22 protein-coding genes and 1 pseudogene are annotated in these 23,712 nt (G+C 62.0%); 17 read left to right on the top strand and 6 right to left on the bottom strand.

Going from position 1 to position 23,712, the window contains the following annotated elements:
* The first annotated feature begins 61 nt into the window (after positions 1-61).
* Complete coding sequence (gene dnaQ / locus F3J18_RS06215; protein ID WP_166911986.1) at positions 62-784, top strand: DNA polymerase III subunit epsilon; 723 nt, start codon at positions 62-64, stop codon at positions 782-784.
* 94 nt (positions 785-878) lie between these two features.
* On the opposite strand, the gene F3J18_RS06210 is transcribed toward dnaQ, so the two are convergent.
* A complete protein-coding gene (locus F3J18_RS06210) occupies positions 879-1,211 on the bottom strand; it encodes a YnfA family protein (RefSeq protein WP_025098584.1) in 333 nt (110 codons plus the stop codon).
* A gap of 584 nt (positions 1,212-1,795) precedes the next feature.
* On the opposite strand from F3J18_RS06210, the gene proP reads away from it, so the two are divergent.
* The 3 genes from proP to F3J18_RS06195 all read left to right on the top strand — a co-directional run bounded on the left by proP (position 1,796) and on the right by F3J18_RS06195 (position 5,808).
* Positions 1,796-3,286: a glycine betaine/L-proline transporter ProP gene (proP, locus tag F3J18_RS06205; RefSeq protein ID WP_166911984.1), complete on the top strand. Its 1,491-nt coding sequence runs from the start codon at positions 1,796-1,798 to the stop codon at positions 3,284-3,286.
* A 255-nt stretch (positions 3,287-3,541) separates the two neighbouring features.
* On the top strand, positions 3,542-4,747 hold the full coding sequence (locus tag F3J18_RS06200; protein ID WP_166911982.1) for a site-specific integrase: 1,206 nt from the start codon (positions 3,542-3,544) through the stop codon (positions 4,745-4,747).
* Positions 4,744-5,808, top strand: a complete 1,065-nt coding sequence (locus F3J18_RS06195) for a PDDEXK nuclease domain-containing protein (RefSeq protein WP_166911980.1) — start codon at positions 4,744-4,746, stop codon at positions 5,806-5,808. Before F3J18_RS06200 ends, F3J18_RS06195 begins: the two co-directional genes overlap by 4 nt.
* Before the next feature lie 16 nt (positions 5,809-5,824).
* Here the strand turns inward: F3J18_RS06195 and F3J18_RS06190 are convergent, their stop codons facing one another.
* Positions 5,825-8,128 carry an AAA family ATPase gene (locus F3J18_RS06190; protein WP_166911978.1) on the bottom strand — a complete coding sequence of 768 codons (2,304 nt, stop codon included), beginning with the start codon at positions 8,126-8,128 and terminating at the stop codon, positions 5,825-5,827.
* A gap of 561 nt (positions 8,129-8,689) precedes the next feature.
* Between F3J18_RS06190 and F3J18_RS06185 the strand changes: the two genes are divergently transcribed.
* Complete coding sequence (locus F3J18_RS06185) at positions 8,690-9,514, top strand: DUF932 domain-containing protein (protein ID WP_166911976.1); 825 nt, start codon at positions 8,690-8,692, stop codon at positions 9,512-9,514.
* Positions 9,515-9,593: 79 nt separating this feature from the next.
* Positions 9,594-11,642 (top strand): ParB/RepB/Spo0J family partition protein, encoded by a 2,049-nt coding sequence (locus F3J18_RS06180; protein WP_166911974.1) that lies wholly within the window; start codon positions 9,594-9,596, stop codon positions 11,640-11,642.
* 279 nt (positions 11,643-11,921) lie between these two features.
* On the opposite strand, the gene F3J18_RS06175 is transcribed toward F3J18_RS06180, so the two are convergent.
* Positions 11,922-13,373 carry a DUF2971 domain-containing protein gene (locus F3J18_RS06175; RefSeq protein WP_166911972.1) on the bottom strand — a complete coding sequence of 484 codons (1,452 nt, stop codon included), beginning with the start codon at positions 13,371-13,373 and terminating at the stop codon, positions 11,922-11,924.
* Between the two features lie 879 nt (positions 13,374-14,252).
* Between F3J18_RS06175 and F3J18_RS06170 the strand changes: the two genes are divergently transcribed.
* Positions 14,253-14,570 (top strand): DUF736 domain-containing protein, encoded by a 318-nt coding sequence (locus F3J18_RS06170; RefSeq protein WP_166911971.1) that lies wholly within the window; start codon positions 14,253-14,255, stop codon positions 14,568-14,570.
* Between the two features lie 70 nt (positions 14,571-14,640).
* On the opposite strand, the gene F3J18_RS06165 is transcribed toward F3J18_RS06170, so the two are convergent.
* Positions 14,641-14,934 carry a helix-turn-helix transcriptional regulator gene (locus F3J18_RS06165; RefSeq protein WP_166911969.1) on the bottom strand — a complete coding sequence of 98 codons (294 nt, stop codon included), beginning with the start codon at positions 14,932-14,934 and terminating at the stop codon, positions 14,641-14,643.
* 317 nt (positions 14,935-15,251) lie between these two features.
* Here F3J18_RS06165 and F3J18_RS06160 point away from each other — a divergent pair, with 317 nt between their 5' ends.
* The 10 genes from F3J18_RS06160 to F3J18_RS06110 all read left to right on the top strand — a co-directional run bounded on the left by F3J18_RS06160 (position 15,252) and on the right by F3J18_RS06110 (position 22,642).
* Positions 15,252-15,602, top strand: coding sequence for a DUF2958 domain-containing protein (locus F3J18_RS06160; protein WP_166911967.1), 351 nt, complete (start codon positions 15,252-15,254; stop codon positions 15,600-15,602).
* A 326-nt stretch (positions 15,603-15,928) separates the two neighbouring features.
* Positions 15,929-16,681 carry a DUF2285 domain-containing protein gene (locus F3J18_RS06155; RefSeq protein WP_166911966.1) on the top strand — a complete coding sequence of 251 codons (753 nt, stop codon included), beginning with the start codon at positions 15,929-15,931 and terminating at the stop codon, positions 16,679-16,681.
* A gap of 125 nt (positions 16,682-16,806) precedes the next feature.
* Positions 16,807-17,088 (top strand): helix-turn-helix domain-containing protein, encoded by a 282-nt coding sequence (locus F3J18_RS06150; RefSeq protein ID WP_166911964.1) that lies wholly within the window; start codon positions 16,807-16,809, stop codon positions 17,086-17,088.
* A gap of 26 nt (positions 17,089-17,114) precedes the next feature.
* Entirely contained in the window at positions 17,115-17,951 is an 837-nt protein-coding gene (locus F3J18_RS06145) for a replication initiator protein A (RefSeq protein ID WP_205195321.1), read from the top strand.
* A 253-nt stretch (positions 17,952-18,204) separates the two neighbouring features.
* A complete protein-coding gene (parA, locus tag F3J18_RS06135) occupies positions 18,205-18,843 on the top strand; it encodes a ParA family partition ATPase (protein WP_166911960.1) in 639 nt (212 codons plus the stop codon).
* Positions 18,840-19,115, top strand: a complete 276-nt coding sequence (locus F3J18_RS06130; RefSeq protein WP_013698465.1) for a hypothetical protein — start codon at positions 18,840-18,842, stop codon at positions 19,113-19,115. Before parA ends, F3J18_RS06130 begins: the two co-directional genes overlap by 4 nt.
* Complete coding sequence (locus F3J18_RS06125) at positions 19,112-19,645, top strand: DUF2840 domain-containing protein (protein WP_166911958.1); 534 nt, start codon at positions 19,112-19,114, stop codon at positions 19,643-19,645. Before F3J18_RS06130 ends, F3J18_RS06125 begins: the two co-directional genes overlap by 4 nt.
* The gene (locus F3J18_RS06120) at positions 19,642-20,244 is read left to right on the top strand and encodes a S26 family signal peptidase (RefSeq protein WP_166911957.1); all 603 of its coding nucleotides are present in this window, start codon (positions 19,642-19,644) and stop codon (positions 20,242-20,244) included. The genes F3J18_RS06125 and F3J18_RS06120 overlap by 4 nt, the downstream gene beginning before the upstream one ends.
* Positions 20,241-20,684, top strand: coding sequence for a hypothetical protein (locus tag F3J18_RS06115; protein WP_166911955.1), 444 nt, complete (start codon positions 20,241-20,243; stop codon positions 20,682-20,684). Before F3J18_RS06120 ends, F3J18_RS06115 begins: the two co-directional genes overlap by 4 nt.
* Positions 20,681-22,642, top strand: coding sequence for a relaxase/mobilization nuclease and DUF3363 domain-containing protein (locus F3J18_RS06110; RefSeq protein ID WP_166911953.1), 1,962 nt, complete (start codon positions 20,681-20,683; stop codon positions 22,640-22,642). Before F3J18_RS06115 ends, F3J18_RS06110 begins: the two co-directional genes overlap by 4 nt.
* A gap of 94 nt (positions 22,643-22,736) precedes the next feature.
* On the opposite strand, the gene F3J18_RS06105 is transcribed toward F3J18_RS06110, so the two are convergent.
* Positions 22,737-23,177 carry a helix-turn-helix domain-containing protein gene (locus tag F3J18_RS06105; RefSeq protein WP_205195319.1) on the bottom strand — a complete coding sequence of 147 codons (441 nt, stop codon included), beginning with the start codon at positions 23,175-23,177 and terminating at the stop codon, positions 22,737-22,739.
* 136 nt (positions 23,178-23,313) lie between these two features.
* A pseudogene (locus F3J18_RS06100) lies at positions 23,314-23,640 on the bottom strand (DDE-type integrase/transposase/recombinase); the annotation flags it as partial.
* Positions 23,641-23,712: the final 72 nt, after the last annotated feature.

Here is a 23,712-nt window from a genome sequence, read left to right as displayed (position 1 = left end):
CCTTGCCCCGCCTCTTGCCCTCACACGCCGGCCCCCGCGCCGGCCATCCTGAAGAACACCCATGCGCCAGATCATTCTCGATACCGAAACCACCGGCCTGAACGCCCGCACCGGCGACCGCATCATCGAAATCGGCTGCGTGGAAATGCTCAACCGCCGGCTGACCGGCAACAACCTGCATTTCTACGTGAATCCGGAACGCGACAGCGATCCGGGCGCGCTGGCCGTGCACGGCCTGACCACCGAATTCCTCAGCGACAAGCCGAAGTTCGCCGAGGTCGCCCATGCGATCTGCGATTTCGTGCGCGGCGCCGAGCTGATCATCCACAACGCGCCCTTCGACATCGGCTTCATCGACGCCGAGTTCGAGCGCGTCGGCCTGCCGTCGCTGAACCAGCACTGCGACGGCGTGATCGACACGCTGGTGCAGGCCAAGCAGATGTTCCCCGGCAAGCGCAACTCGCTCGACGCGCTGTGCGACCGGTTCGGCATCAGCAACGCGCACCGCACGCTGCACGGCGCGCTGCTCGACTCGGAGCTGCTCGCCGAGGTCTACCTGGCGATGACGCGCGGCCAGGAAAGCCTGGTGATCGACATGCTCGGCGATGGCGACGACGCGGGTGGCGCGAGCGGCACGGCGCGCGTCTCGCTGGCCACGCTGGCGCTGCCGGTGCTGGCCGCCAGCGAGGACGAGCTGGCCGCGCACCTGGCGCAGCTCGACGATCTCGACAAGTCGGTCAAGGGCGCCTGCGTCTGGCGCAAGGAAGACGCACCGGCTGCCTGACAGCGGCTGCGCATCGCGAAGTGGCCGCCGCCCGGGCGGCCCGCGGTCGAATTCGCCGGCCCGGCGATATCGGGCAGCCGGCCGCTGCCGTCGCTCAGCCGCGCGGCTGCAGCGCGATCACCGCCATCCCGGCCAGCGCCAGCGCGGCGCCGGCCACGTCCCAGCGCGTCAGCGGCACGCCGTCCACCACCCGCAGCCAGGCCAGCGCCACCGCGATATAGACCCCGCCGTAAGCGGCATAGATGCGCCCCGCCGCCGACGGATGCAGGGTCAGCAGCCAGGCGAACAGCGCCAGCGAGAGCGCCGCGGGCAGGTACAGCCAGGCGCTGCGGCCGCCCTTGAGCACCAGCCAGGGCAGATAGCAGCCGACGATCTCGGCCAGCGCGGTGAGGACGAACAATCCTCCGATCCTGAACAATTCGGGCATGACCTTGGATGCGGCCGAGGCGCGACCGCGCAATGAATGAACGGAAAGAAAAACGGGGTCATCGTACCCGGGAACGGGTGATGCCACGCGCGAGCGCGCCAGCGCCGCGCATTCCCGCCGAGCCCCGCGGCACGGGGATCGCGCCGCCAATTTGCACGATCTCCTGCCATTGTGCTAACATGGCGCCTCTTTCATTTATCTATTTCGTTCATTTAGCTTTTCGCAACGAGCGTCCGCGGTCCTCCGCCCTCGCCCCGTCGCACGAAATATCGATCACAGGCAGCGTGTCCGTTCCGGGCATCCTCGCTTCGTTTCAACGCCCTTAACAGGGTTCGTTACCGGTCGCAGGCGCCACGCCGCGCACCGGTCGCCGTCGGTCCCCCTTGTCAGGCCAGCCCGGCGGCAATCTCATGAGCGCATCGACGCGGCGGCCACAGGCGCGCCGCACGCGGCCCCTTTCCGAGCTCCGGCGTCCCGTGCGCCCGACGTTTCCGTGCCGCCACGCCGCTGCGCTCCCCGGCAAACCGTGGCGATGTCCGCGCCTTCCCGCGCCGCCGTCGTCCGCTGTCAAAGGAGCCTTTATCTTGACCGCCTCACACGTCAGCCCTTCCGCTGCCTCTTCCGCTAGCGCGTCGTCCGTCGACGCCCCCGTCACGGTCAACGACATCACCGTGGTCGACCAGTCCCTGCTCAAGCGCGCGGTGCGCGCGATGGCCATCGGCAATGCGATGGAATGGTTCGATTTCGGCGTCTACAGCTACATCGCCGTGACGCTCGGCCAGGTGTTCTTCCCCTCGAGCAATCCTTCCGCGCAGTTGCTGGCCACCTTCGGCACCTTCGCGGCCGCCTTCCTGGTGCGCCCGCTGGGCGGCATGGTGTTCGGCCCGCTGGGCGACCGCATCGGCCGCCAGCGCGTGCTCGCCATGACCATGATCCTGATGGCGCTCGGCACCTTCTCGATCGGCCTGATCCCCGGCTACGACTCGATCGGCATCATGGCGCCGGTGCTGCTGCTGGTCGCGCGCCTGGTGCAGGGCTTCTCGACCGGCGGCGAATACGGCGGCGCGGCCACCTTCATCGCCGAGTTCTCGACCGACAAGCGCCGCGGCTTCATGGGCAGCTTCCTCGAGTTCGGCACCCTGATCGGCTACGTGATGGGCGCCGGCGTGGTGGCCCTGCTCAGCGCCCTGCTCTCGCACGAAGCGCTGCTGTCCTGGGGCTGGCGCGTGCCCTTCCTGGTGGCCGGCCCGCTCGGCCTGATCGGGCTGTACATCCGCATGAAGCTGGAAGAGACGCCGGCCTTCAAGCGCCAGGCCGAGCTGCGCGAGGCGCAGGACAAGGCCATGCCGAAGGTCAATTTCCGCGAGACGCTCGGCCGCCACTGGCGCGCCATGCTGCTCTGCGTGGGCCTGGTGCTGATCTTCAACGTCACCGACTACATGGCGCTGTCCTACCTGCCGAGCTACCTGTCCTCGACGCTGCACTTCGACGAGTCGCACGGCCTGATGCTGGTGCTGCTGGTGATGGTCCTGATGATGCCGATGACGCTGGCCGCCGGCCGCCTGTCCGACTTGGTGGGCCGCAGGCCGGTGATGCTGGCCGGCTGTGTCGGCCTGCTGGCGCTGTCGATCCCGGCGCTGATGCTGATCCGCACCGGCGAGATGCTGCCCGTGTTCGGCGGCCTGCTGATCCTCGGCGTGCTGCTGTCCTGCTTCTGCGGGGTGATGCCCTCGGCGCTGCCGGCGCTGTTCCCGACCGAGATCCGCTACGGCGCGCTGGCAATCGGCTTCAATATCTCGGTCTCGCTGTTCGGCGGCACCACGCCGCTGGTCACCGCCTGGTTGGTGGACCGCACCGGCAACCTGATGATGCCGGCCTATTACCTGATGGGGGCGGCCGTGATCGGCGCGATCTCGGTGCTCTCGCTGCGCGAGACGGCGCGCCAGCCGCTCAAGGGCTCCCCGCCGGCGGTCGCCTCGCGCCGCGAAGCCCATGCGCTGGTGCGCGAGCTGCGCGAACGCGCCGACGAGGAAGCCGACAAGGGCTACCCGGAAGTCTCGGCGGCCCGCGCCTGAGGCTGCGGCGGGGGCTCGGCTCCCGCCGCCGGCAATCCCGAGACACCGCGTCGACCTCGCCGGTCGGCGCGGTTTTTTATTTCAGGATGACTCCAGCACCGAAATTCGCTGGACTACGCCACAGCTAGATACAGCAGGTTTATCAAGGGCTTAGGCGAGTTCAACATATGCCGGTGCTTTCCGAAACTTGACCCGACTTCCCTGCTGGTGGCTCTCATCAGGCTCCTGGGAACCGGGTCTTTCCGAGGAGTCATCATGGCTAAGATCAAGCTCACCAAGTCCGCCGTTGACGCGGCGCAGCCTCAGCCGCAGGCTGTCGAACTCCGGGATACGCTGGTGCCCGGCTTCTTGTGCAAGATTACCCCGTCCGGGCGCAAAGTGTTCATGCTCCAGTATCGGACAAACGCTGGCGAGCGCCGCAAGCCAGCCTTGGGACAGTACGGGGAATTGACTGTCGAACAGGCCCGTTCGTTAGCACAGGAATGGCTGGCCCAAGTTCGCCGCGGTGGCGATCCCGCCGCGGCCAAGGCCGAAGCACGCAAGGCCCCCACTGTTGCGGAATTATGCAAGAAGTTCATGGAGGACTACTCCAGGAAGCGCAACAAGCCCAGCACTCAACTCGGCTACCAAGGCGTCATCGACCGCAATGTTATCCCGCTGTTGGGTAGCAAGAAGGTCCACGATGTGAAGCGGCCTGACATTGCCGGGCTGATGGAAAAACTCTCGTATAAGCAGACCGAGGCGAATAAAGTATTCAGCGTCCTACGCAAGATGTTCAACTTGGCCGAGGTGTGGGGCTACCGGCCTGACGGCACCAATCCTTGCCGGCACGTCCCGATGTACCCCGCCGGCAAGTCCACTCACCTCATCAGTGACGAGGACATGGGTAAGCTGTTCCGGCAGCTCGACAAGATCGAGGCCGAGGGGCTGGAGAACTATGTCATCCCTCTGGCGATCCGGCTGCAATTCGAGTTCGCCGGTCGCCGTTCCGAAATCGTCGCGCTGCAATGGGATTGGGTCGATCTGGAGAACCGGCGTGTTGTGTGGCCCGATAGCAAGACGGGCGGCATGTCGAAGCCCCTCAGCGAAGAAGCCTACCGACTGCTTTCGACCGCACCGAGGCAGAAGGACAATCCCTATGTCTTGCCGTCACCCCGCCATCCAGGACAGCACCTGACCGTGGGTGAGCATTACGGTGGTTGGTGTCGTGTCCTCAAGGCAGCAGGCGCGACGCACGTTGGTACACATGGCATCCGTCACCGCTCGGCCACCGACATAGCCAATTCGGGCATCCCGGTCAAGGTTGGCATGGCGCTGACTGCACACAAGACCGTGGTGATGTTCATGCGCTACGTCCATACCGAGGACAAGCCAGTACGGGAAGCGGCCGAGCTGGTGGCGAACCGTCGCAAGACAATCATCGGCACCACGACTCGCCCGGCCGCGGAGGCCACGACATGACCCGCCGCGAAGCATCTAGCACGTTGCCCGCCGCGCCGTCGGCGCTGCTGGGCGATATTCGGGCGCTAATCGAGGCGTCGCGTCAACGTGCTGTCTTGGCCGTCAACGCCGAGCTGACGCTGTTGTTTTGGCGTGTCGGCCGGCGCATCCATATGGACGTGCTGGCGGGGCAACGGGCCGGATACGGCGAAGAAATCTTGCCAAGCCTAGCCATACAACTTGTCCGGGGCTATGGGCGAAGTTTCGCGGACAAGAACCTGCGCCGGATGGTGCAGTTCGCGGCCACGTTCCCGGACGAGACAATTGTCGTTTCACTGTCACGACAATTGAGCTGGTCGCATATCGTGGCACTAATCCCGCTGAAAGATCCACGCCAGCGCGACTACTACGTGCAGATGGCCAGCACCGAACGCTGGAGCGTTCGCACGCTGCGCGAGCGCATCGACTCGATGCTGTACGAGCGCACCGCGCTGTCGAAGAAGCCCGATGCGATGATTGTGCAGGAGCTGGCGACTCTGCGTAACGCGCAGCGCATGTCACCGGCACTGGTCATGCGCGACCCATACATCCTCGATTTCCTGGGCCTACGTGATACCTGGCAGGAGGGCGATCTGGAGGCAGCCATCATCCGCGAAATGGAATCCTTCCTGCTGGAGCTGGGTGCGGGTTTCAGTTTCGTGGCCCGACAGAAGCGCATTCAGATCGACGACGAGGACTTCCGCCTTGACCTGCTGTTCTACAACCGCAAGCTACGTCGGCTTGTGGCAGTGGAGTTGAAGATCGGCGCATTCAAGGCAGCTTACAAGGGACAAATGGAGTTGTATTTGCGCTGGCTCGACAAACACGAGCGAGAGCCGGACGAAGCTTCGCCACTGGGAATTATTCTCTGCACGGGAAAAAAGCGCGAGCAGATCGAACTACTGGAACTGGACAAATCCGGCATCCACGTTGCCGAATACCTAACCACTCTGCCGCCACGAGCCGTGCTGGGAGAACGCTTACAGCAGGCGACCGAACGGGCGCGACTGCAAATTGAGACGCTCGATCTAGATAAACGCTGATGCCAGCACATCTGCTCTATGCAGCCGCAACTTGAACCATTTCGTCATAATGCTTTTTGTCCACTTCTTCCATCCACTGAAAGATGTTGCCAATCACGCTATGGCTTTCGCCTGCCAAATTTTCTGCCGATTCTTCGGTTATTTCAATGACATCGCTATGCGAATATTTGTTGATGAATCGATAAATTTTTTCCTTGAGTTCCGGGGTCGTGATGGTGCAGTCCTTCAATCCAACATCCATCAACTGACTGATATCGCTTCTCCGCCTTGGGTATTTAAACGTAAAGAAGGATTCAATGAGCTTGCGAGCCAGATTCGCAGTCAAAAAGGCTTCATCTCTATTAAGGGTGGTGTGCGCTCGGTATTCATATAGTTTCTTAAATATGTAATGATACTCCGAGCCATAATTTTTTAGAGAATCATCCGCATCCACAAGTAAAGAATGGCGAGGTGAGCCTGGCGGTGCGTCCAGCCTATAGAAAAAGCAATTTTCTGGCTTGCCTTTGGCAAGCCTATTTTTGTTTGTTCCTGTAAACCAATCTCTTACCAGTTTAAAGTATGTAAAATTATGGGTCATCACAAATAATTGTTTGGCTTCCGTGCATTGATTTCTAAGGAACGAGTAAGCGTGAAACAAATGATTTGAGTCAAAACTCGAAACCGGATCATCAACGACAACAATCGTGTCATTGATATTATTTCCGTTCTCCCTAAGCTTCGTGATGAAATAGACAAATGCAATCGCTGTCTTCTCACCTTCACTCAAGTTCCCGTCATGCTCACCCACCCCGTTTCGAATAATCTCATAGCCTTTCTTTTTCTGATTGAAGCTTAGACATAGCTCGGAGCGCCCAATGAAGCGATGCAGGGTGTCGTTGAATTCTTTTGCCCCAATCGTCTCGTTTGAAAGCTGCGCCTCTATTGCTCCAACCTCTTGCACGAGTTTTTCAATTTCCTTGTATTCACCCTTTGCCTCTTCTTCGAGATCATTGCACTTTTTCTCACTGCCGGCGTAGTCAAATTCTTGCACCTCGGCAGCAGCAAAATGTAGCTCTAAAGCTACCTTGCTCTTTGACGTCTCAGCCTTAAAGTTTGAAGTTTTATTGTTGTGCTTGCCGACGAGATTAACAATCGATTTCAATATATCATTGAACTTCGTGATGTCTTCGTCACTCACATCCGAGATCTGAATGTCCGTCTTTGCAGGGTCTGTTATTTTCGCTTTCAGAGCTTCCCGCCATCCTTCAATCTGTTGGTTGATCTTCGCAGCAGCAGAAATGTATTCTTTCTGAAGCGCCTCCGAATCAGATGAGAACTCTTTGTAGAACCCCGTCGTTACAGGCAATTGATTGCCTGGCGCACCTTGAGACTCGATCCACGTCGCAGCATTTTGAAGCCGACTCTGGAATTCCGTGAATTCCTTGCTGAAATGGGCAGCAAGTGTCTCAGCGCGAAGCTGCGTGAACGGCGAGCCACAAAACTCGCAGGAATGTGAGTCGTGTTGCTTATGAATTTCCAAGCCAGTCTGAATCCAGTCGCGGATGTCGGGGTTGTCCGTCAAACGCTGAATTGCTTGGTTAACTGCCGTTGTTCCAAGCAGATCTCTTATGCGAGCCGCCGCCTTTTTGAAATAATCCGGCTCAATGGCCGTGGAGGCGAAGGTGATACTTGGGAGTTGTTCGGGTTTTGCTGAATTTGTCAGGTCGATGACTTTTTCGTCGGAAAGAACCGACTCAGCCTTGATAATTGCGTCGCTATTGTTCTGAATGAAATTCGACAATTTACGACGATCGTAATTCAGATAATAACTGTCGCTTGTGTCAATCGCTTGAAGCCCAAGCTTCATTTTCTTTGCGGCACTGGTTAGGAATTTTTCCAGCGTTTCTCGTTGTTTTTTAATATCACCTAGTTTTTCACCATGAGACTTCCTCTTTAATTGAAGGTCGCTTTTCAATTTCTCCAGCTTCTGCAAATCATCAATTTTTTCTTTTGCAATCAGAAGAATGCTTTTTACAGACTTATCCCAATCGATGTTTTCGCGAATAAAGTGCTGATTAAACACGTGAATGTTCAATTGCGACGAGGGTAGAGTCGTTTCCGTGATGGTTGAGCCATCTTCCAAAGTAATCAAGAATTCAGCGGCACTGAAACGGGGAATCAGTGCGCGAAGTTCAAAGCAAGAGAACAGATTTGATAGGGTTGACTTCCCTGTTCCGTTCCAGCCATATATAAGATTATATCTGCCGAACTTCTGAATCTTTGTGCCGTTGAAGTCGTTGAAAATGCCGAACTGCTTGAGGCGGTTAATGCAGGCGATCACTTGTAGGCTCCCCGATTCTTGTTTTTGAACACACCTCTTGGCTACGTAAGATCAAGTTTCAGAGCAAATAATAGACGAAGAATCCTTCTGCGTCCCCGCTTCGCGGACCGCGCTGCTCCAGGTTCGCTATTCGCTCATCCCTGACGGGACTGGCATTCGCCAGCCTTCCATATCCCTGACGCCTTCGGCCCGGATTTCCCGATCCGGGCCTGCGCGCTTCGCTTGCGTGCGGTCGGCACACAGGACGGCCGTTGCCTGTCCAGCCATCTTCCCTGACTTCATCTCCTTATCCGCGACTGTAGCCCACGGCCATGTGCCGTCAAGGCGCGCAGGGCCGTGTCCTCGGCTGCGCCTGCGGGCCGCTCCAACCCTGCGCTTTTCTCCTTGACGGCCCCCGTCCGCGCGCTCCTGACCGTCGCGGGCGATGAACTCAGGAAAGACGGTGGCAACGAGGCCAACCGGGTTCTTCGTGCCGACCGCACCGGAAGTCCACGGCGGGCTCCGAATCTTGGAATCCGGTTGCGGTGAACAACCAACCCTTTCTTTGTCAGGAGAAGTGCCATGCAACTCGCATCCCGTTTCGCGTCTCGTTCGCCGGTGCTGCGTTCCGACTATCCGCTGTCGGATGACCAGATTCGCGCCGTAGCGCCGTCCATCTTCGCGGACGCCCCGCACGAAAGCCGTTCCGATCGATACAGCTACATCCCCACCGCGACCGTGCTGCAAGAACTGCGCGGCGAAGGGTTTCAACCTTTCTTTGTTTGCCAAACACGCGTGCGCCACGACGACCGCCGCGACTACACCAAGCACATGATCCGGCTGCGCCATGTCAGCCAGATCAACGGACGCGAAGCCAACGAAATCATCCTCCTCAATTCCCATGATGGAACGAGCAGCTATCAGATGCTCGCCGGCATGTTCCGCTTCGTGTGCAGCAATGGCCTTGTCTGCGGCGACACCGTGGCGGACGTGCGCATACCCCACAAGGGCAATGTAGCCGAACAGGTCATCGAAGGCGCTTACGAAGTTTTGCACGGCTTCGACCGGGCGCAGCAATCCCGCGATGCGATGCAGTCCGTCACGCTCGACAACGGCGAGGCCGAAGTGTTCGCCCGCGCGGCGCTGGCGTTGAAGTATGACGAGGCGACGCCTGCGCCCATCACGGAATCGCAAATCCTGATGCCGCGCCGTCACGACGACAGCCGCCGCGACCTGTGGAGCGTGTTCAACCGCGCGCAAGAAAACCTTATCAAAGGCGGCCTGTCCGCCCGCGTCGCGAATGGTCGCCGCCAGACCACGCGCCCGGTGCAGGGCATCGACAACGGTATCCGCCTGAATCGCGCCCTGTGGCTTTTGGCCGATGGCCTGCGCCAGTTGAAAGCCTGATTCCCCGTGCGGCAGGGGCAGGCAGCAGCCCTTGCCGCTTCTCTCCCTGCTGCATCCCCAACCGCTAGGAGTTGTCACCATGAACGCCGTTACCAAAACCGAAGCCATCGCCCTTGAAACCGCCGCGCCGCTGGAAGTGGCCGACCCGACCAAGAACCTGATTCTGGTTCCGCTGTCGCAGTTGTTGCCGCGCCGTTCCAGGCGCAACGTCCGCACGACCCCGCGCCAGTCCATCCCCGAACTGGCCGCGAGCATCGCCCGCGTCGGCCTGCTGCAAAACCTCATCGTCATCCTGTCCGCCGATGGCGAGCAATACGAAGTGGTGGCAGGCGACCGCCGCCTGACCGCGTTGAAGCTGCTGGCGAAGAAGAAGCGCATCGCCGCCGACTACGAAGTGCCGTGCCTGCTGGTGGCCGATGCGTCCGCCCGTACCGTCAGCCTCGCCGAGAACGTGCAGCGCGAGAACATGCACCCCGCCGACCAGTTCGCGGCCTTTGCCGCGCTGGTCAAGGAAGGCCGACCCATTGAGGACATTGCCGCCGACTTCGGCGTGTCCCCGCTGGTGGTGCAGCGCCGTCTCAAGCTCGCCAACGTCTCGCCGCGCCTGCTGGCCGACTACCGTACCGGAGCCGCCACGCTGGAACATTTGATGGCCTTGAGCATCACCGACGACCATGCCGCACAGGAGGCCGCGTACTACGGTGCGCCCGAATGGCAGCGCGGCGCATCCGCGCTGCGCGATCGCCTGACCGAGCGCGAAATCACCGCTACGCATCCGCTGGTGCGTTTCGTCGGGCTGGACGCCTACACGCAGGCAGGCGGCGGCATCCGCCGTGACCTGTTCGCGGAAGGCGATGCCGGAACCTACCTGACCGACGCCGCGCTGCTGGAAACGCTGGTGCGCGGCAAGCTGGACGCGCAGGCCGGGGACGTGCGCGCCGAGGGCTGGGCGTGGGTGGAAGCCGTACCGCACATGAGCCATGCCGACCGCCAGACGTTCCAGAATGCGCCGCGGCAGCGCCGCGAACCGAACGCCCGCGAAGCCCGCCGCATCGCGTCCTTGCAAACCCGCCTCGACAAGCTCGATGCCGAACTCGAAGAAGCCTACGACGCCGAGGACGAGGACAAGACCGAGGCGCTGGAACCGCGTCGCGAGCAGGTAGCCGAAGAACTGCAAGCCATCGAAGAAGGCTTACGCGACTACGCCCCGGATGTGCGCGCTGTGGCCGGTGCCATCGTCACGCTCGACCGCGAGGGCGAGGCCGTGATTCATCGCGGCCTGCTACGCGAGGCCGAGGCGAAGGCACTGCGGACGCTGGCAATGCTGCGACAGGGTTTCGGCGCAGGCAGCAGCACGAACGACGAGGAGCGCGACAACACCGACGAAGCGCCCAAGACCGCCAGCCTGTCCGACCGGCTGGCGCAGAGGTTGAGCGCGCACCGCACGGCGGCGCTGCAAATCGAAGTCGCACGGCATCCGCACGTCGCGCTGGCCGCGCTGGTGCATGGCATGGTGCGGGCCGTCCTGCAGGACGGCTACCACCACGACGGTTTGCCGCTCGGGGTGCGTCTGGACGTGCAAGACCGGCTGGAAAACATAGCTTCGGACGTGCCGGAATCGCCCGCCACCGTGGCGCTGCACACGTTGCAGGAGGTCGCAGGTGAAGCGTTGCCGAACGATAGCGCCGAACTGTTCGCCGCGTTGCAAGCAAAGTCGCAAGACGAGCTGGTGCGCCTGCTGGCCGTGTGCGTGGCATCCACCGTGGACGTGGTGACGCCCCGCGCTTCGCAGCACCCGCCCGGTGTGGAACTGGCGCAGGCCGTAGGGCTGGACATGGCCGCATGGTGGAAACCGACCGCCGAGGGTTATTTCCGCCACATCGCCAAGCCCGCGATTCTGGAAGCCGTCAGCCAGTACGCCCCGGCGCACGTCACCCGGCTGTCGAAGTTGAAGAAAGGCGACATTGCCAGCGAAGCCGAACGGCTAGCGGACGAAACCGGCTGGATGCCTGCTGTGTTTCAGACCGAGCACCACACGGAGCCGGGAGGCATACTGGACGCGGTAGACGAAACAGATGTGCCGGAAGATGCCACCGACGAAGTGGAAGCCCACGCGCTGGCCGCGTGACCTAGCAGCATGACCCCCGGCGCACCGCGCCGGGGTTTTCTTTCATCAAGAACCGGGCACGACTGGTCCGCCGCGCCTGGTCTCAACGTCCAAAACAAAATCGCCCCGTCGCCGGCTTCGACCAGACGGCGACGGGGCGGGCGTGCAAGTACCTTGCACGCGGTACGGCAATCGGTGCCTGCTGACGCGGGCAAGATTTTGGGGTATTCGGATTCAGCGGTTGATATCCACAATGCATGTTGCATCGCGCCGCTCTTCAGCAAAAACTGGCTAACGCTGTCATTCCTTCAAGATCGTTTCGGTGACGCGCATCTCCGTAAATTTCACCTCATTTTGATTGCTTGAGAAATACGCCTGAAAAAATTTAAATTCCCTTCTACCATGCTTACGACAAAGTTCTTCTATAACGCGGATGACGGCGATTTTTTGCTCTGTCGTTACACGCACGCCAAAAATGACTGCTTCAAGCGCCGAAAATTCGTAATCCAACCTACGGTCCTCGGCACTCAGATCCGATAACATCGAATACAGCACTAGACGCTGTTCTTGTTCGGCTTCCCAAGTTTTGGTCTTGGTTGTTGCCGAAATTAGGTATTGCTCCCAATATTTTTCTCTCCATGCCTTACGCCCCTCTTCGTCGCGGATCAGCAGAGAGCTGATCTGCCCGTTTTCGCCCTTATACCATTGAGCGTTTATTTTAGGGGTTGGTACAGCGCCGAGCGATTCGAAGAAATTCAAGGTTGCGTGTTCGGCCCGATAAATGACAGGCTTGAAATGGTGCTTTCGCATTGAGCGAAAACTACCCTGCGCATTCCAACCTGCTATCGTATTGAGATTGATATAAGGTCCGTGTTCATCCTTTTCAGTTCGGTACTTTAGGCATATACCTTTGTGATTGTCGCCATAATAGGCCCACATTGAAGGGGCGTCGCATTTTTCCATAAAACATGCGGCGTGCCACGGCACATGCATGATCGTGTTGAGTTGCCGAACGTATGCAGAGCAAAAGTCGTTGAAGATGAAAATGCGATTCGCGTCGTTCAGGTCAAGAGCGTTGGCATAATAATTTAATAAATCAGTGTCTTCTTGTGTGCTCAGGAAGTTCGAATACTCCGCCTCGATTTTTTCTGGGGAGTTAGCAAGCGTCTTCTCAAGCACATCAAAAATCTTTATTGCGGACTCGATCCTCTCTAATTCAGCGGTTGTGCCTGATGAAATATCGGTAGTCGTACCCGGATTTTTCATTTCATGGTGATGTCGAAAATTCTCATATATGAGAAACACCACGAAATAATGCATTGATCGAAGATGTGCGGTGAGTTCAACTCGCCCGATGCGATGCTTGGAGTTGATGATCCGATCAATGAATGCGGCAATGGTGGGATTTCCAAAGAAGTCCCTTTCGAGTTCATCGTGATTTTCATGCCGACCTGCTATTAAAGGGTCTTTAACAGGAATGTCGCCAGGGCCAATCTTTCTGTCGGACTTAAATATCGACCATAGACCGAATACAAATGCAACACAAAAAAGATAATTCTTAAAAAGATTTCGCCAGACTATCGCATCACCCTGCCAGTGCAAATTGATGTGGCCTTCGAGTGGGTCATTAAGTTGATCCGGCGACGCAAAGAAAATATATTGATCATGCAATTCCCTCCGTTCGCCTATCAGATTGTCCACGGTTCTAAATCTATAGAGAAACATTGAGTTGGTTGGCTGTTGCGCATCCATATCGTTCTCGAAAGAGTGGCGGTATTGGGTTGAGCGTTGCCCTCGAGCACGAGGCACCACCGTTGTCCGAAGTAATAGGTTGTCCAACGATTAAAGAGTAATGTATAACGGCCCGCGGTTGGCATTCGCAACGGTATAAAGACTGATTTCGCGACGACGACCCTCGATTCCCGCAGGTTTCTTACCGAAGTGGACGCAGCGCTCGGGCGTCCACTTCGAGGCAATGGCCACTAAGTGCTTACGGATCATCAATCGCTCCGCAAGCGATTGCTGCACTCCAGGGGCAGAGACCACTATAGAGTCCGAATATTCGATTTCGGTGAGCACTCCGCCGCAATGGGCGGGCTTGTGGGGCTACGCCCCGGCTTGCTGCGGCAGGTTGTGCCAAAGCGTGCCGTCCCCGACGCTGGTGGTTCGCCTGTCCGTCACGAAGGACGGTTCACCGACACGCCGTTCGGCCTTGCCTATGGAGCTTCCACGCCACGCCTCATGCACGAGGCCGCCTGCGGCGGCAGGGGCAGTCTCGTCTTTGTCGTTGGTGTTGGCCCTGCCCGCATCAGGGCACGAACCGGTGCAGCCGTCATGCGCAGATGCCGAGGTCGGCCATATCTCCTTTCGGGAGCGGGCGACCACTGCGTCCTTGACTTGTCGTGAATCCTGGCGAGGGCACGGCTGCGCCTTGGGCTTCATGGCGGCAACCTTCCAGCGAAAACAATTTCCCCGCCGCTATGCGGCTTCCTCGCGGGACAAATTGTTTTCGCTTCCAGGTGCTCCACGCTGTTGCGCCCGCTGCGCGATGCAGCCCGCCCATCCCCCGCCGGCCGGTTCACAACAAGGACGCAATGGCGCGACCTTGTTCAACCCGAAAGGAGAAACATCATGGCTAACATCGGCACCTTCACCGCAGAGAAAGACGGCTTCACCGGCACGCTCCGCACCCTGACGCTCAACGTCAAGGTCAAGCTGGTTCCCAATGACAAGGGCGACAACGAGAACGCCCCCGACTTCCGCGTGCAGGCGGCGAGCCACGACATCGGCGCGGCGTGGAAGAAAGTCAGCAAGGCCGAACGGCCCTACGTGTCCGTGACCCTCGACGATCCTTCGTTCCCGGCGACGGTCTATGCCCGCCTGATCGAGAGCGAGGACGGCACACACGACCTGATCTGGTCGCGCAGCAAGCCGCAGGCGGCGGACTGACCGCCGCCCACCGCGCCCCGCCCATTGTGGCAGGGCGTCGTGCTGCTGGCGCAGCACGTCACGCACGCGCCTACGGCGCGTCGCGTTCCTTCACGACCGCCTCAAGCTCCTGGCGCACCTGCGCCAGAAGCTGCTCGGCCTTGCGCGGGTTATCGCCCGCGTAAGCCAGCGTCAGCAACGTCAGCGGATGCACTTCCATGACCTCGCACAGCTCGGTCAGTTTGTGCAGGGTCGGGCTTTTCAGGTCGCGCTCCAGCGTGCTCATATAGGTGCGGCTGGACACGTCGGAGAACGCTTCCTGGCTCAAGCCGCGCGCTTTCCTGACCGTCCGTATCGCCGTCGCTAGTGAGTGCTTTGCCGCCACCTATGGTTTCCCTTCAAAAACCAAGATGACATCCGATTGCGCCCTATAGGGCTACAATCTATAGTGTTCATTTGGCGATGTTGATTTCCGTATTCGTGCTTTTGAGGAAATCCGCATCGGCGGATTCCGACAGAATCGGGAAGCCGCATCTGTGCCTTTCCAGACATACACGATTCCGCTTTCGTGTTTCCGTGCTTGTACGGATTCGATGGCTTGCGCATCCGTGCTTCTACACGAAAGCACGAACCCGGCTTCGCGGTTCCGTGCTTCGGCGCAAAACGTGTCCGTGCAATCTTGGCTTTACGGAATTCCTGACCGTGACCCAGCCGTTGACCACTGACGACGAACGCGCGCAACTGCTCGCCAACGGCGCGGCACGCGCCGCCGGACAAGGCATCGACCCGATGCCCGTGGTGCGGTTGTTCACCCCGGACGCGCACGCCATCTGGCTGCTGGCCGCGCTCGATCCGGCAGACGGCGATACCGCCTGGGGATTGATCGACCTCGGCATCGGGATGCCGGCGTTGGGGACGGTCAAGCTGTCCGACCTGGCCGGCATCGTCGGGCCGCAGCGGCGGCCCGTCCTGCGCGATGTGTATTTCCATGCGGCGCGGCCGCTATCGGAATACGTCCGGCTCGCGCAGCGAGACGGCTCCATCCCCGACTGACCAGAGCGCATTATGTCTTTCTCGGTCTGGTTCCAGACGGTCACGGTCTGGATCGGCACTCTTGCACCAGGCAAGTGCGAGCCTGACCGAAAGAGACCGGATACACAGCGCGATTTGCGGCAGGGTGTCCGGTGCTGCGCGCCATTTGCGTGCGGCGTAGCCGCCGCACCCGGACGTTCCGTGTAAGGCTTCGGAGCCAATCGGTCTTGACACCCCTCGTTACAGCTTGAGTTTACGCCTGATGGATGGCGCTTTGATGTTGTTGATGCCGTAGCTCCCATGACCGACGCCCGTGGCGACGTGCCTGCTTGACAGGAGGTAACGTCATGGCCGATCGAAGCACCGATGCCTGGTATCCCACCGCAGCGTACCTGTACGTGCTGCATCTGGACGGTCCGGCACTGGCATGGGAGTACCTGCGCCGCCATCCCGACTACCGGCGCGACTGGCTGCGCCGTCGCCGCCAGCCGGAAGCGGCGCACGCCTGGGGTTTGCGTATGCTGGAAGACCCGGCGCTGGATGCGCGCGACGCGCATCCAGACTGGTTCCCAGATCCCGCTGGCGTGCTCCAGCTCTATCCCGATGCCGATCCGCCGCCGGAGGCTGACGCTTTCGCGTTCTGGCGTATCCCCGGCCACAAGCACCTGATCCACGACGGCAAGCGCCTGGTGCTGACCGCAGACTGGCCCGGCTGCTGCGTGCGACTCGCACTCGCGCCGGGGCTGGCCGATGGTATGGCCTACCTCTACGCTGTCCGTGCTTGCGCCGCGCCGTGCGCAACCTATCGCACGGTCACGGCCGCGCTGGACAAGCTGGCGACTGCGGACGGAGCCGCGCCTGCGGCGGCCCGTTCCCGGCCCACGCCTGCTGCGCTGCTGGAACTGCACACCTTGCAGGCGCTCGACGCGGCCCTCGCGGGCGCGTCCTTGCGCGAGATCGCTGTCGGACTGTTCGGCGCCGAGGCCGCGGCCGCCGGCTGGTACACCGACGGCGGCCTGCGCTCGCGCGTGCGCCGCCTCGTTCGGCGCGGCCAGGCGCTGATGCGCGGCGGCTATCGCGGCCAGGCACAGATCGCCTGACCGCCACAGGGTCGTTTTGCCTGCGTAGTAAAACGACCCTCTGCGCAACGCATGGTTTTCCCAAGACTGTCTCCATCCGGTCGCGTTGTGTGGCCGGGCGTTCCCGACCGATGGAGGTTCACCCCATGCGTCCCGCTCCCTTGCGGCCTGCCGCCGCTGCCGTCGCCACGACACCCCAGCCGCAACGCTACCTCACTAACGACGAAGCCGCCGAATACCTGCGGCTGTCGCCGCGCACGCTCGAAAAACAGCGCGTGATCGGCAACGGGCCGAAGTTTCGCAAGTTCGGCCGCCGCGTCATGTACGCGATGGCCGACCTCGATGCCTGGGCCGACCAGCGCAGCTACGAAACCACGTCCGATCCCGAATACGCCGAACACCATTCGGCCGACAGCCGTGCGCGCTGATCGGTGGCTCGCCGGTGGCCGTCGCCATGTCCAGCCCATCGGGGAAGCGGGAACAGCTCGACCTGTTCCGCGCACTACCGGGAGACGGCATGGTGCCGCGCGACAGCCAGGACTTGATGGCCTTTCCGTTCTTCTCGCTGGCAAAGTCGCGGCGCATCGCGCCGATCGACTTCAGGAGCGGCAACATCACGATCCGCGTGGAGGGCACACAGGAGCACGGTATCGCCACGATCTGGGATGCGGACGTGCTGATATGGGCCGCCTCGCAGATCATGGAGGCGCGCGACGCGGGCCTGCGCCCGTCGCGCTGGATACATGCGACGCCCTACGAGATCCTGCGCTTCATCGGGCGCGGTACGTCGCTCAACGACTATCTGCGCCTGAAAGCCGCGCTCGACAGGTTGCAATCGACCAGCGTGGCAACGTCCATCCGCGAGACAACCGGGCGGCGGCTGCATCGCTTCTCGTGGATCAACGAGTGGAAGGAGCTGGCCGACGCCCGCGGCACGCCGTTGGGCGTCGAGCTGATCCTGCCGGACTGGTTCTATGCCGGCGTGCTCGATGCCGCCCTGGTGCTGACCATCGACCCGGCGTATTTCCGGCTCACGGGCGGCATCGAGCGGTGGCTGTACCGACTGGTGCGCAAGCACGCCGGGCGGCAGGAGCATGGCTGGCAATTCGATTTCCGGCACCTGCATCGCAAGTCTGGCAGCGCCGCTCGCTTCTCGGACTTCGCCTACGACCTGCGCGCCCTGGCGGCGCGGCAGTCACTGCCGGGCTACGTCCTGGACATCGAGCGGATGCCGGACGACGGAACCGAGCTGTTGACTTTCCGGCCCGTGCCGGCCACGGCACGGGGATAACTCGGGGACAACGTGTGGACGGCCTCGTGCTATCAGGAGTAGCGGGTATCGTGCTATCAGGAGTACGCCTATCGTGCTATCAGGAGTACGAAAACGCCGCAAAGCCAATAACGGCGCGGGTTTCAACGTCCTCTAACTTACCTAACTTAAAAGCTCTAACTTTTGGTAGGAGCGCGCCGCTTCGGTGGACAACCGCCCAACGGCACGCAACACAGCCGCAACAGCCCGGCCGTTCCGTACAGAGGGCCGCGCCATGATCGTTGCCTTCCTCAACCAGAAAGGCGGCGTCGGCAAGACCACGCTCGCCACTCACGTTGCCGGCGAGCTGGCGATGCGCGGGCAATCGGTCATCCTGCTCGACGCTGATCCGCAAGGTTCAGCGCTGGACTGGACGCAGCGACGCGCCCAGGAGGGCTTGCCGCGCCTGTTCAGCGCCGTGGGCCTCGCCCGCGAGACGCTGCATCAGGAAGCACCGGAGCTGGCCCGTCGCGCCGATCACGTCGTCATCGACGGCCCGCCGCGCATCGCCGCCCTGGCGCGCTCCGCGCTGTTGGCGGCCGAGCGCGTGCTGATTCCCGTGCAGCCGAGTCCCTACGATTTGTGGGCCTCGTCCGAGATGGTGGCGCTGATCCGCGAAGCGCAGGTGTTCCGACCCGCGCTGCGCGCGGCCTTCGTCGTCAACCGGCGCGTCAGCACCACCATCATCGGCCGCGAGGCACGCAACGCGCTCGCCGAACAACCGCTGCCGGCGCTGCGCTCGGAAATGCATCAACGCATCGTGTTTGCCGACAGCGTGGCCGCTGGCCGGCTCGCCCGCGAGACGGCACCGGACAGCGCCGCCACCCGCGAGATCGCCGCGCTGACTGACGAACTGCTGCGGTGGCCGACATGAGCCAGCCGATCAGCAAGCGGGCGGGCAAGCGTGTCGGCATCGGCGCACGTCCACCGGCGAACCCGCACGCCGAGGCATGGGTTCGCCAGGGTGATGCCGACGGCATCCAGAAAGGCGACCTCTACACCGCGCGCCTGACTCTCGACATTACGCCCGCGATGCGGGCGCGCATCAAGGTGTCGGCCTTCACGCAAGGCGTGACCGTGGCCGAACTGCTGCGCGCGCTGCTGCAACGCGAGTTTCCCGAAAAACGCACGGAGAACCTGCCATGAAAGCATCCGCTTTGGCAGCTACGGCTGCGCCGCCGCCATCACTTGCGGTGCTTGCCGGCCGAGCCGGCATCACGCCGCTGACGTGCGTTTCGCTCGCCTACATCGAGCAGCGCATCGACGTGTATCTGCGCTTCGGCGAACCGACGCGCACCATCCGGCTCGACCGCTGGCGTCGCGTCGCGGTGTTCCTGCCGCGTGCGATGTTCTGCCGCATCCACTGGCAGGCGAACGACTACGGCACGATTCGCTGGCAGCTCATGGTGATGCAGGCCTGCACGCCACTGGACGCGGCGCAGCGCATCTCCGGCGTGTTGCCGGGGGCACGCCTGCTGCTGCACGCCGAGGGTGAACCCGCCGTGCGCGCCGTGCTGGCGCAGCTTGACGCCATCGAGGCGCAGCGCATCGCGCCCGCCGACGTCTCGCCCGCGTACTGGCGCACGCTCGGCAACCGGCTCGCTGCACGCTTGCCGCTGCCGGCATACACCGCCGAGCGGCACGTCGCCTGGCTGGCCGGGAGGGCGCTGCCATGACAGCCCCGAACACCACGGCCAACGCGCCCATCGTTCCGCCACTTTCCCGCTCGCGCGGTCGCGTTCGCATCGTCGTGGCGACGCTGGCCGCCGTCGGCTTCGCTGCGCTGGCCTGGGCGTCCTTCCTGCCTGCCAACATGCGGCCGCTACCGCGCCTGACCTACAACCCGTCCGACAGCGTGGCGGTCGGCTGGTATCGCATCGACCCGCGCACCGACTCGCTGCCACGTCCGTTGTTCGTGGACAGCATCGTGCTGGTGCCGCTGCCGGCCACGGCTGCCGCGCTGGCTGCGCAGCGCGGCTACCTGCCGGCAGGTGTTCCGCTGCTCAAACCCGTGGCCGCCATCGCGCCGCAGCAGGTGTGCATTTCGGGCGGCATCGTCCGCATCGACGGCGTGCCTTCGGCCGCCGTGCTGCGTGCCGACCGACTGGGTCGACCGCTGCCATCGTGGCCGCAGTGTCGCCGCCTCGAACCAGGCGAGCTTTTCCTGTTGAGCACGACCAATCCGGCGTCGTTCGACAGCCGGTATTTCGGCCCGGTCAATGCAAACACGGTGATCGGTGTTGCGCATCCGGTCTGGCTGGAGACACGCCAATGATGGCCGCCGATTCGCTGTGCTTCATCGTGCCATCCGGCGTGTACTTCCGCTGGCCGTCGCTGTGTCGTCGCGCGTGTCGTGCGAGCGCATCCGCGCTGCATGTCGCGCAACATCCGGCGACGCTTTCCCCCGTGCAGACATCTTGCCTTGAACGCGCCCGACCGATGGTCGTGGACGCGTTCCCCGGCGTGCTGGCTGCGAGCAGCGCAGCGCCGCCGGGCCGCCGATGCCTGGAGCGGCAGCGAAAGGCAAAGGCGGAAGGCAAGATAAAAGGTCGCGGCACATGGCCGCTTGAAAACCTTGTCTGCACATGGGGGGAGCGCGGCACGCGCTCAGGGGTGGCAGCGTGCCGCGAAGGTGCACCATGCCGCATTGGCATTGGCGAAGCTGCGTGCCTCGTCCGCTGGGCTGCGCCGGTCTTGGATGGAGCCACACCATGAGCCAGCGCAACGACGACCACTTCCGCGTCCGTCCTGGTGCGCCGAAACAGCGCGGCGACGCCTACATCAACAAGGTGCTGCGGCAGGCCAACAAGGCCGGCGCGAAGCTCGGTAAGGCAGCAGGCAAGGTCGGGCAGCGACCCGGTTCCCGGCTCGGCCGCGGCCACGTTGCGACACGCTTCGCAGGACAAAGATTGGGGCCGACTGCGCGGCGCGTGACGATCAAGGCCCGGCTGGTGAATCTGGCGAAGGCCGGGCCGCGCTCGACCGCCGCGCACCTGCGCTACATCGAGCGCGAAGGTGTCGATCGCCAAGGTGGGCCGGGCCATGCCTACGGGCCGGCGACCGACGAGGCGGACACCAAGGCGTTCGAGGAGCGCGGGCGCGAGGATCGGCACCAGTTCCGGTTCATCGTCTCGCCGGAGGATGCCGAACAGCTCGACGACCTGCGCACTTACACCCGGCACCTGATGGCGCGCATGGAGGCCGACTTGGGCACGCGGCTGGAATGGGTGGCTGTCGATCACTGGAACACGGATAACCCGCATACGCACGTCGTCCTGCGCGGCAAGGACGACACCGGCAAAGACCTCATCATTTCGCGCGACTACATCGCCGAGGGGATGCGCCATCGGGCGTCGGAACTGGCAACCGAATGGCTGGGGCCGCGCACCGAACTGGAGATACAGCGCGCCATGCAGCGTGAAGTCGATCAAGAGCGGTGGACGGGCCTGGATCGCACCTTGCAGCGCGAGGCCGGGGACGATGGCCTGGTGCGCGTCGAACGCTTCGCCGAACCCCGGTTGCAACGGCAGCGGCAAGTGCTGATCGGCCGCCTGCAACACTTGCAGCGCATGGGGCTGGCGTCCGAGCCGCAGCCCGGCGTGTGGGCCGTCCATGCCGACGCCGAGCCGACCCTGCGGGCAATGGGCGAGCGCGGCGACATCATCCGCACGATGCAGCGCGCCATGAGCGGCCAGCAACGCGAATTAGCCGTGTTCCAGCCCGGCGAGGATGGCCGCGCCGTCGTTGGCCGCGTCGTCGGCAAGGGGTTGACCGATGAGTTGTACGACAAGGGCTATCTGATCGTCGATGGCACGGACGGCAAGGCGCACTACGTTGCGCTGCCGCCGCGTGCCGAGCTGGAGCAGTACCCGGCCGGCGCCGTGGTCGAAGTGAAAGGCGCAGCCGCCGTGCGCGCCGCCGACCGCAACATCGCCGCGCTGGCCGTCGATGGCGTGTACCGCACCAATCATCACATTGCGCTCGCCCAAGGTCAGGCCACGCCCGACCGCGATCCGCGCGAAGTGGTGGCGGCGCATGTCCGCCGGCTCGAAGCCCTGCGCCGTGCCGGCATCGTGGAGCGCGAAACCGATGGCGTTTGGCGCGTCCCTGATGATCTGGCCGAGCGGGGCCGCCAGTACGACGCACAGCGCCTCGGCGGCGGCGTGGCGGTCGAACTGAAATCGCACCTGCCTATCGAGCGACAGGCCCGCGTGATCGGGGCCACCTGGCTCGACCAGCAGTTGATCGGCGGCGGCAAGGGGCTGGGCGACGTAGGCTTTGGGGCCGAGGTGAAGGACGCGCTACGCCAGCGCGCCGACTTTCTGGCCGAACAGGGCTTGGCCGAACATCACCGGCAGCGTGTCGTGCTCGCGCGCAACCTGCTGGCGACGCTACGCGGGCGCGAGCTGGCGCAGACCGCAAAGGACATTGCCGCCGAAACCCGCCTGGAGCATCGGCCCGTAGCCGACGGGCAACGCGTGGCAGGCATCTACCGGCGTTCCGTCATGCTCGCCAGCGGGCGCTACGCCATGCTCGATGATGGCATGGGCTTCTCGCTAGTGCCGTGGAAGCCGGTAATCGAGCAACGGTTGGGACAGCAACTCGCCGCGACGGTGCGCAGCGGCGGCGTGTATTGGGAGATTGGGCGGCAGCGCGGACCTTCGGTTGTGTAAACCACGTGCAGGAACGGCGTCCGCCTTTTGCCCGAATTTTTTGTGCAAGTCGTATCGGCAGTAGGTCCGGCCGGTAGTGATTGAATCAGTACCACTATTTGATCCTATGCTTCGCAACGTCTTCATCACCTTCTCGCGTATCAAACGCCTGCCTGGCCGCATCAATATCGGCTATATGGTCGTTGGCCCAGCTTCCCAGCGCAATAACTGATTTGGTGAGGGAGTGCCCGAGTGGCGTCAATTCGTATTCCACGTGCGGCGGCATCACCGCATGAACCGTGCGCTTGATAAGCCCATCTCGCTCCAGGCCGCGCAAGCAGAGCGTCAGCATTCGCTGCGAAATACCATTGATGGCACGCTTGATTTCGGTGAATCGGTGCGGCCCCCCGGCGAGCAGCATGATGATGAGAACACTCCATTTCTCACCGATACGGGCCAGCACCTGACTCATCTTTTGACAGTCGGTGCTGTGCAAATCATGCGGGAATTTCTTTTGGCAGCTGGTGCTGTGCATATCGAATTTAGTCACATTCATGTTACCCGGTTCAATTTCTGTGCCGTATTGTGCCTGTTGGAGTACATAGTTACATTGCTAGTTCCAGTACACATCTTATACCGAAAGGACTAGTCATAAAACTCCTCCACATTGACGCCAGCATCCTAGGTGACCGCAAGCGGCGGTTGTTGAACCAGTCGACCCATTTCAACGTGGCCCATTCGACGTCCTCGCGCGTGCGCCAGGACGGCTGGCGATGGATCACTTCGGCCTTGAAGAGCCCGTTGATCATCTCCGCCAGCGCGTTGTCGTAGGAGTCGCCCACGCTGCCCACCGACGGCTCGATCCCGGCTTCAGCCAGTCGCTCGGTGTAGGGGATGGAGACGTATTGCACACCCCGGTCGCTGTGGTGCACCAGCCGATCGGGCCCGACGGGCTTCCTCGCGTACAGCGCCTGTTCCAGCGCGTCGAGCACGAAGTCCGTGCGCGTCGACGACGACATTGTTGGATGCAGGTACTTAGATCAGCCATACACAAGATTGCCGCGAATTTACTTCGATTCAGGAAAAGGATA

This window comes from Burkholderia sp. Ax-1720 (genome assembly GCF_011753035.1).
Lineage (GTDB): Bacteria > Pseudomonadota > Gammaproteobacteria > Burkholderiales > Burkholderiaceae > Burkholderia > Burkholderia gladioli.
The sequence above is the reverse complement of the archived record's forward strand: the minus strand, read 5'-3'. Positions and strand labels throughout refer to the sequence as shown.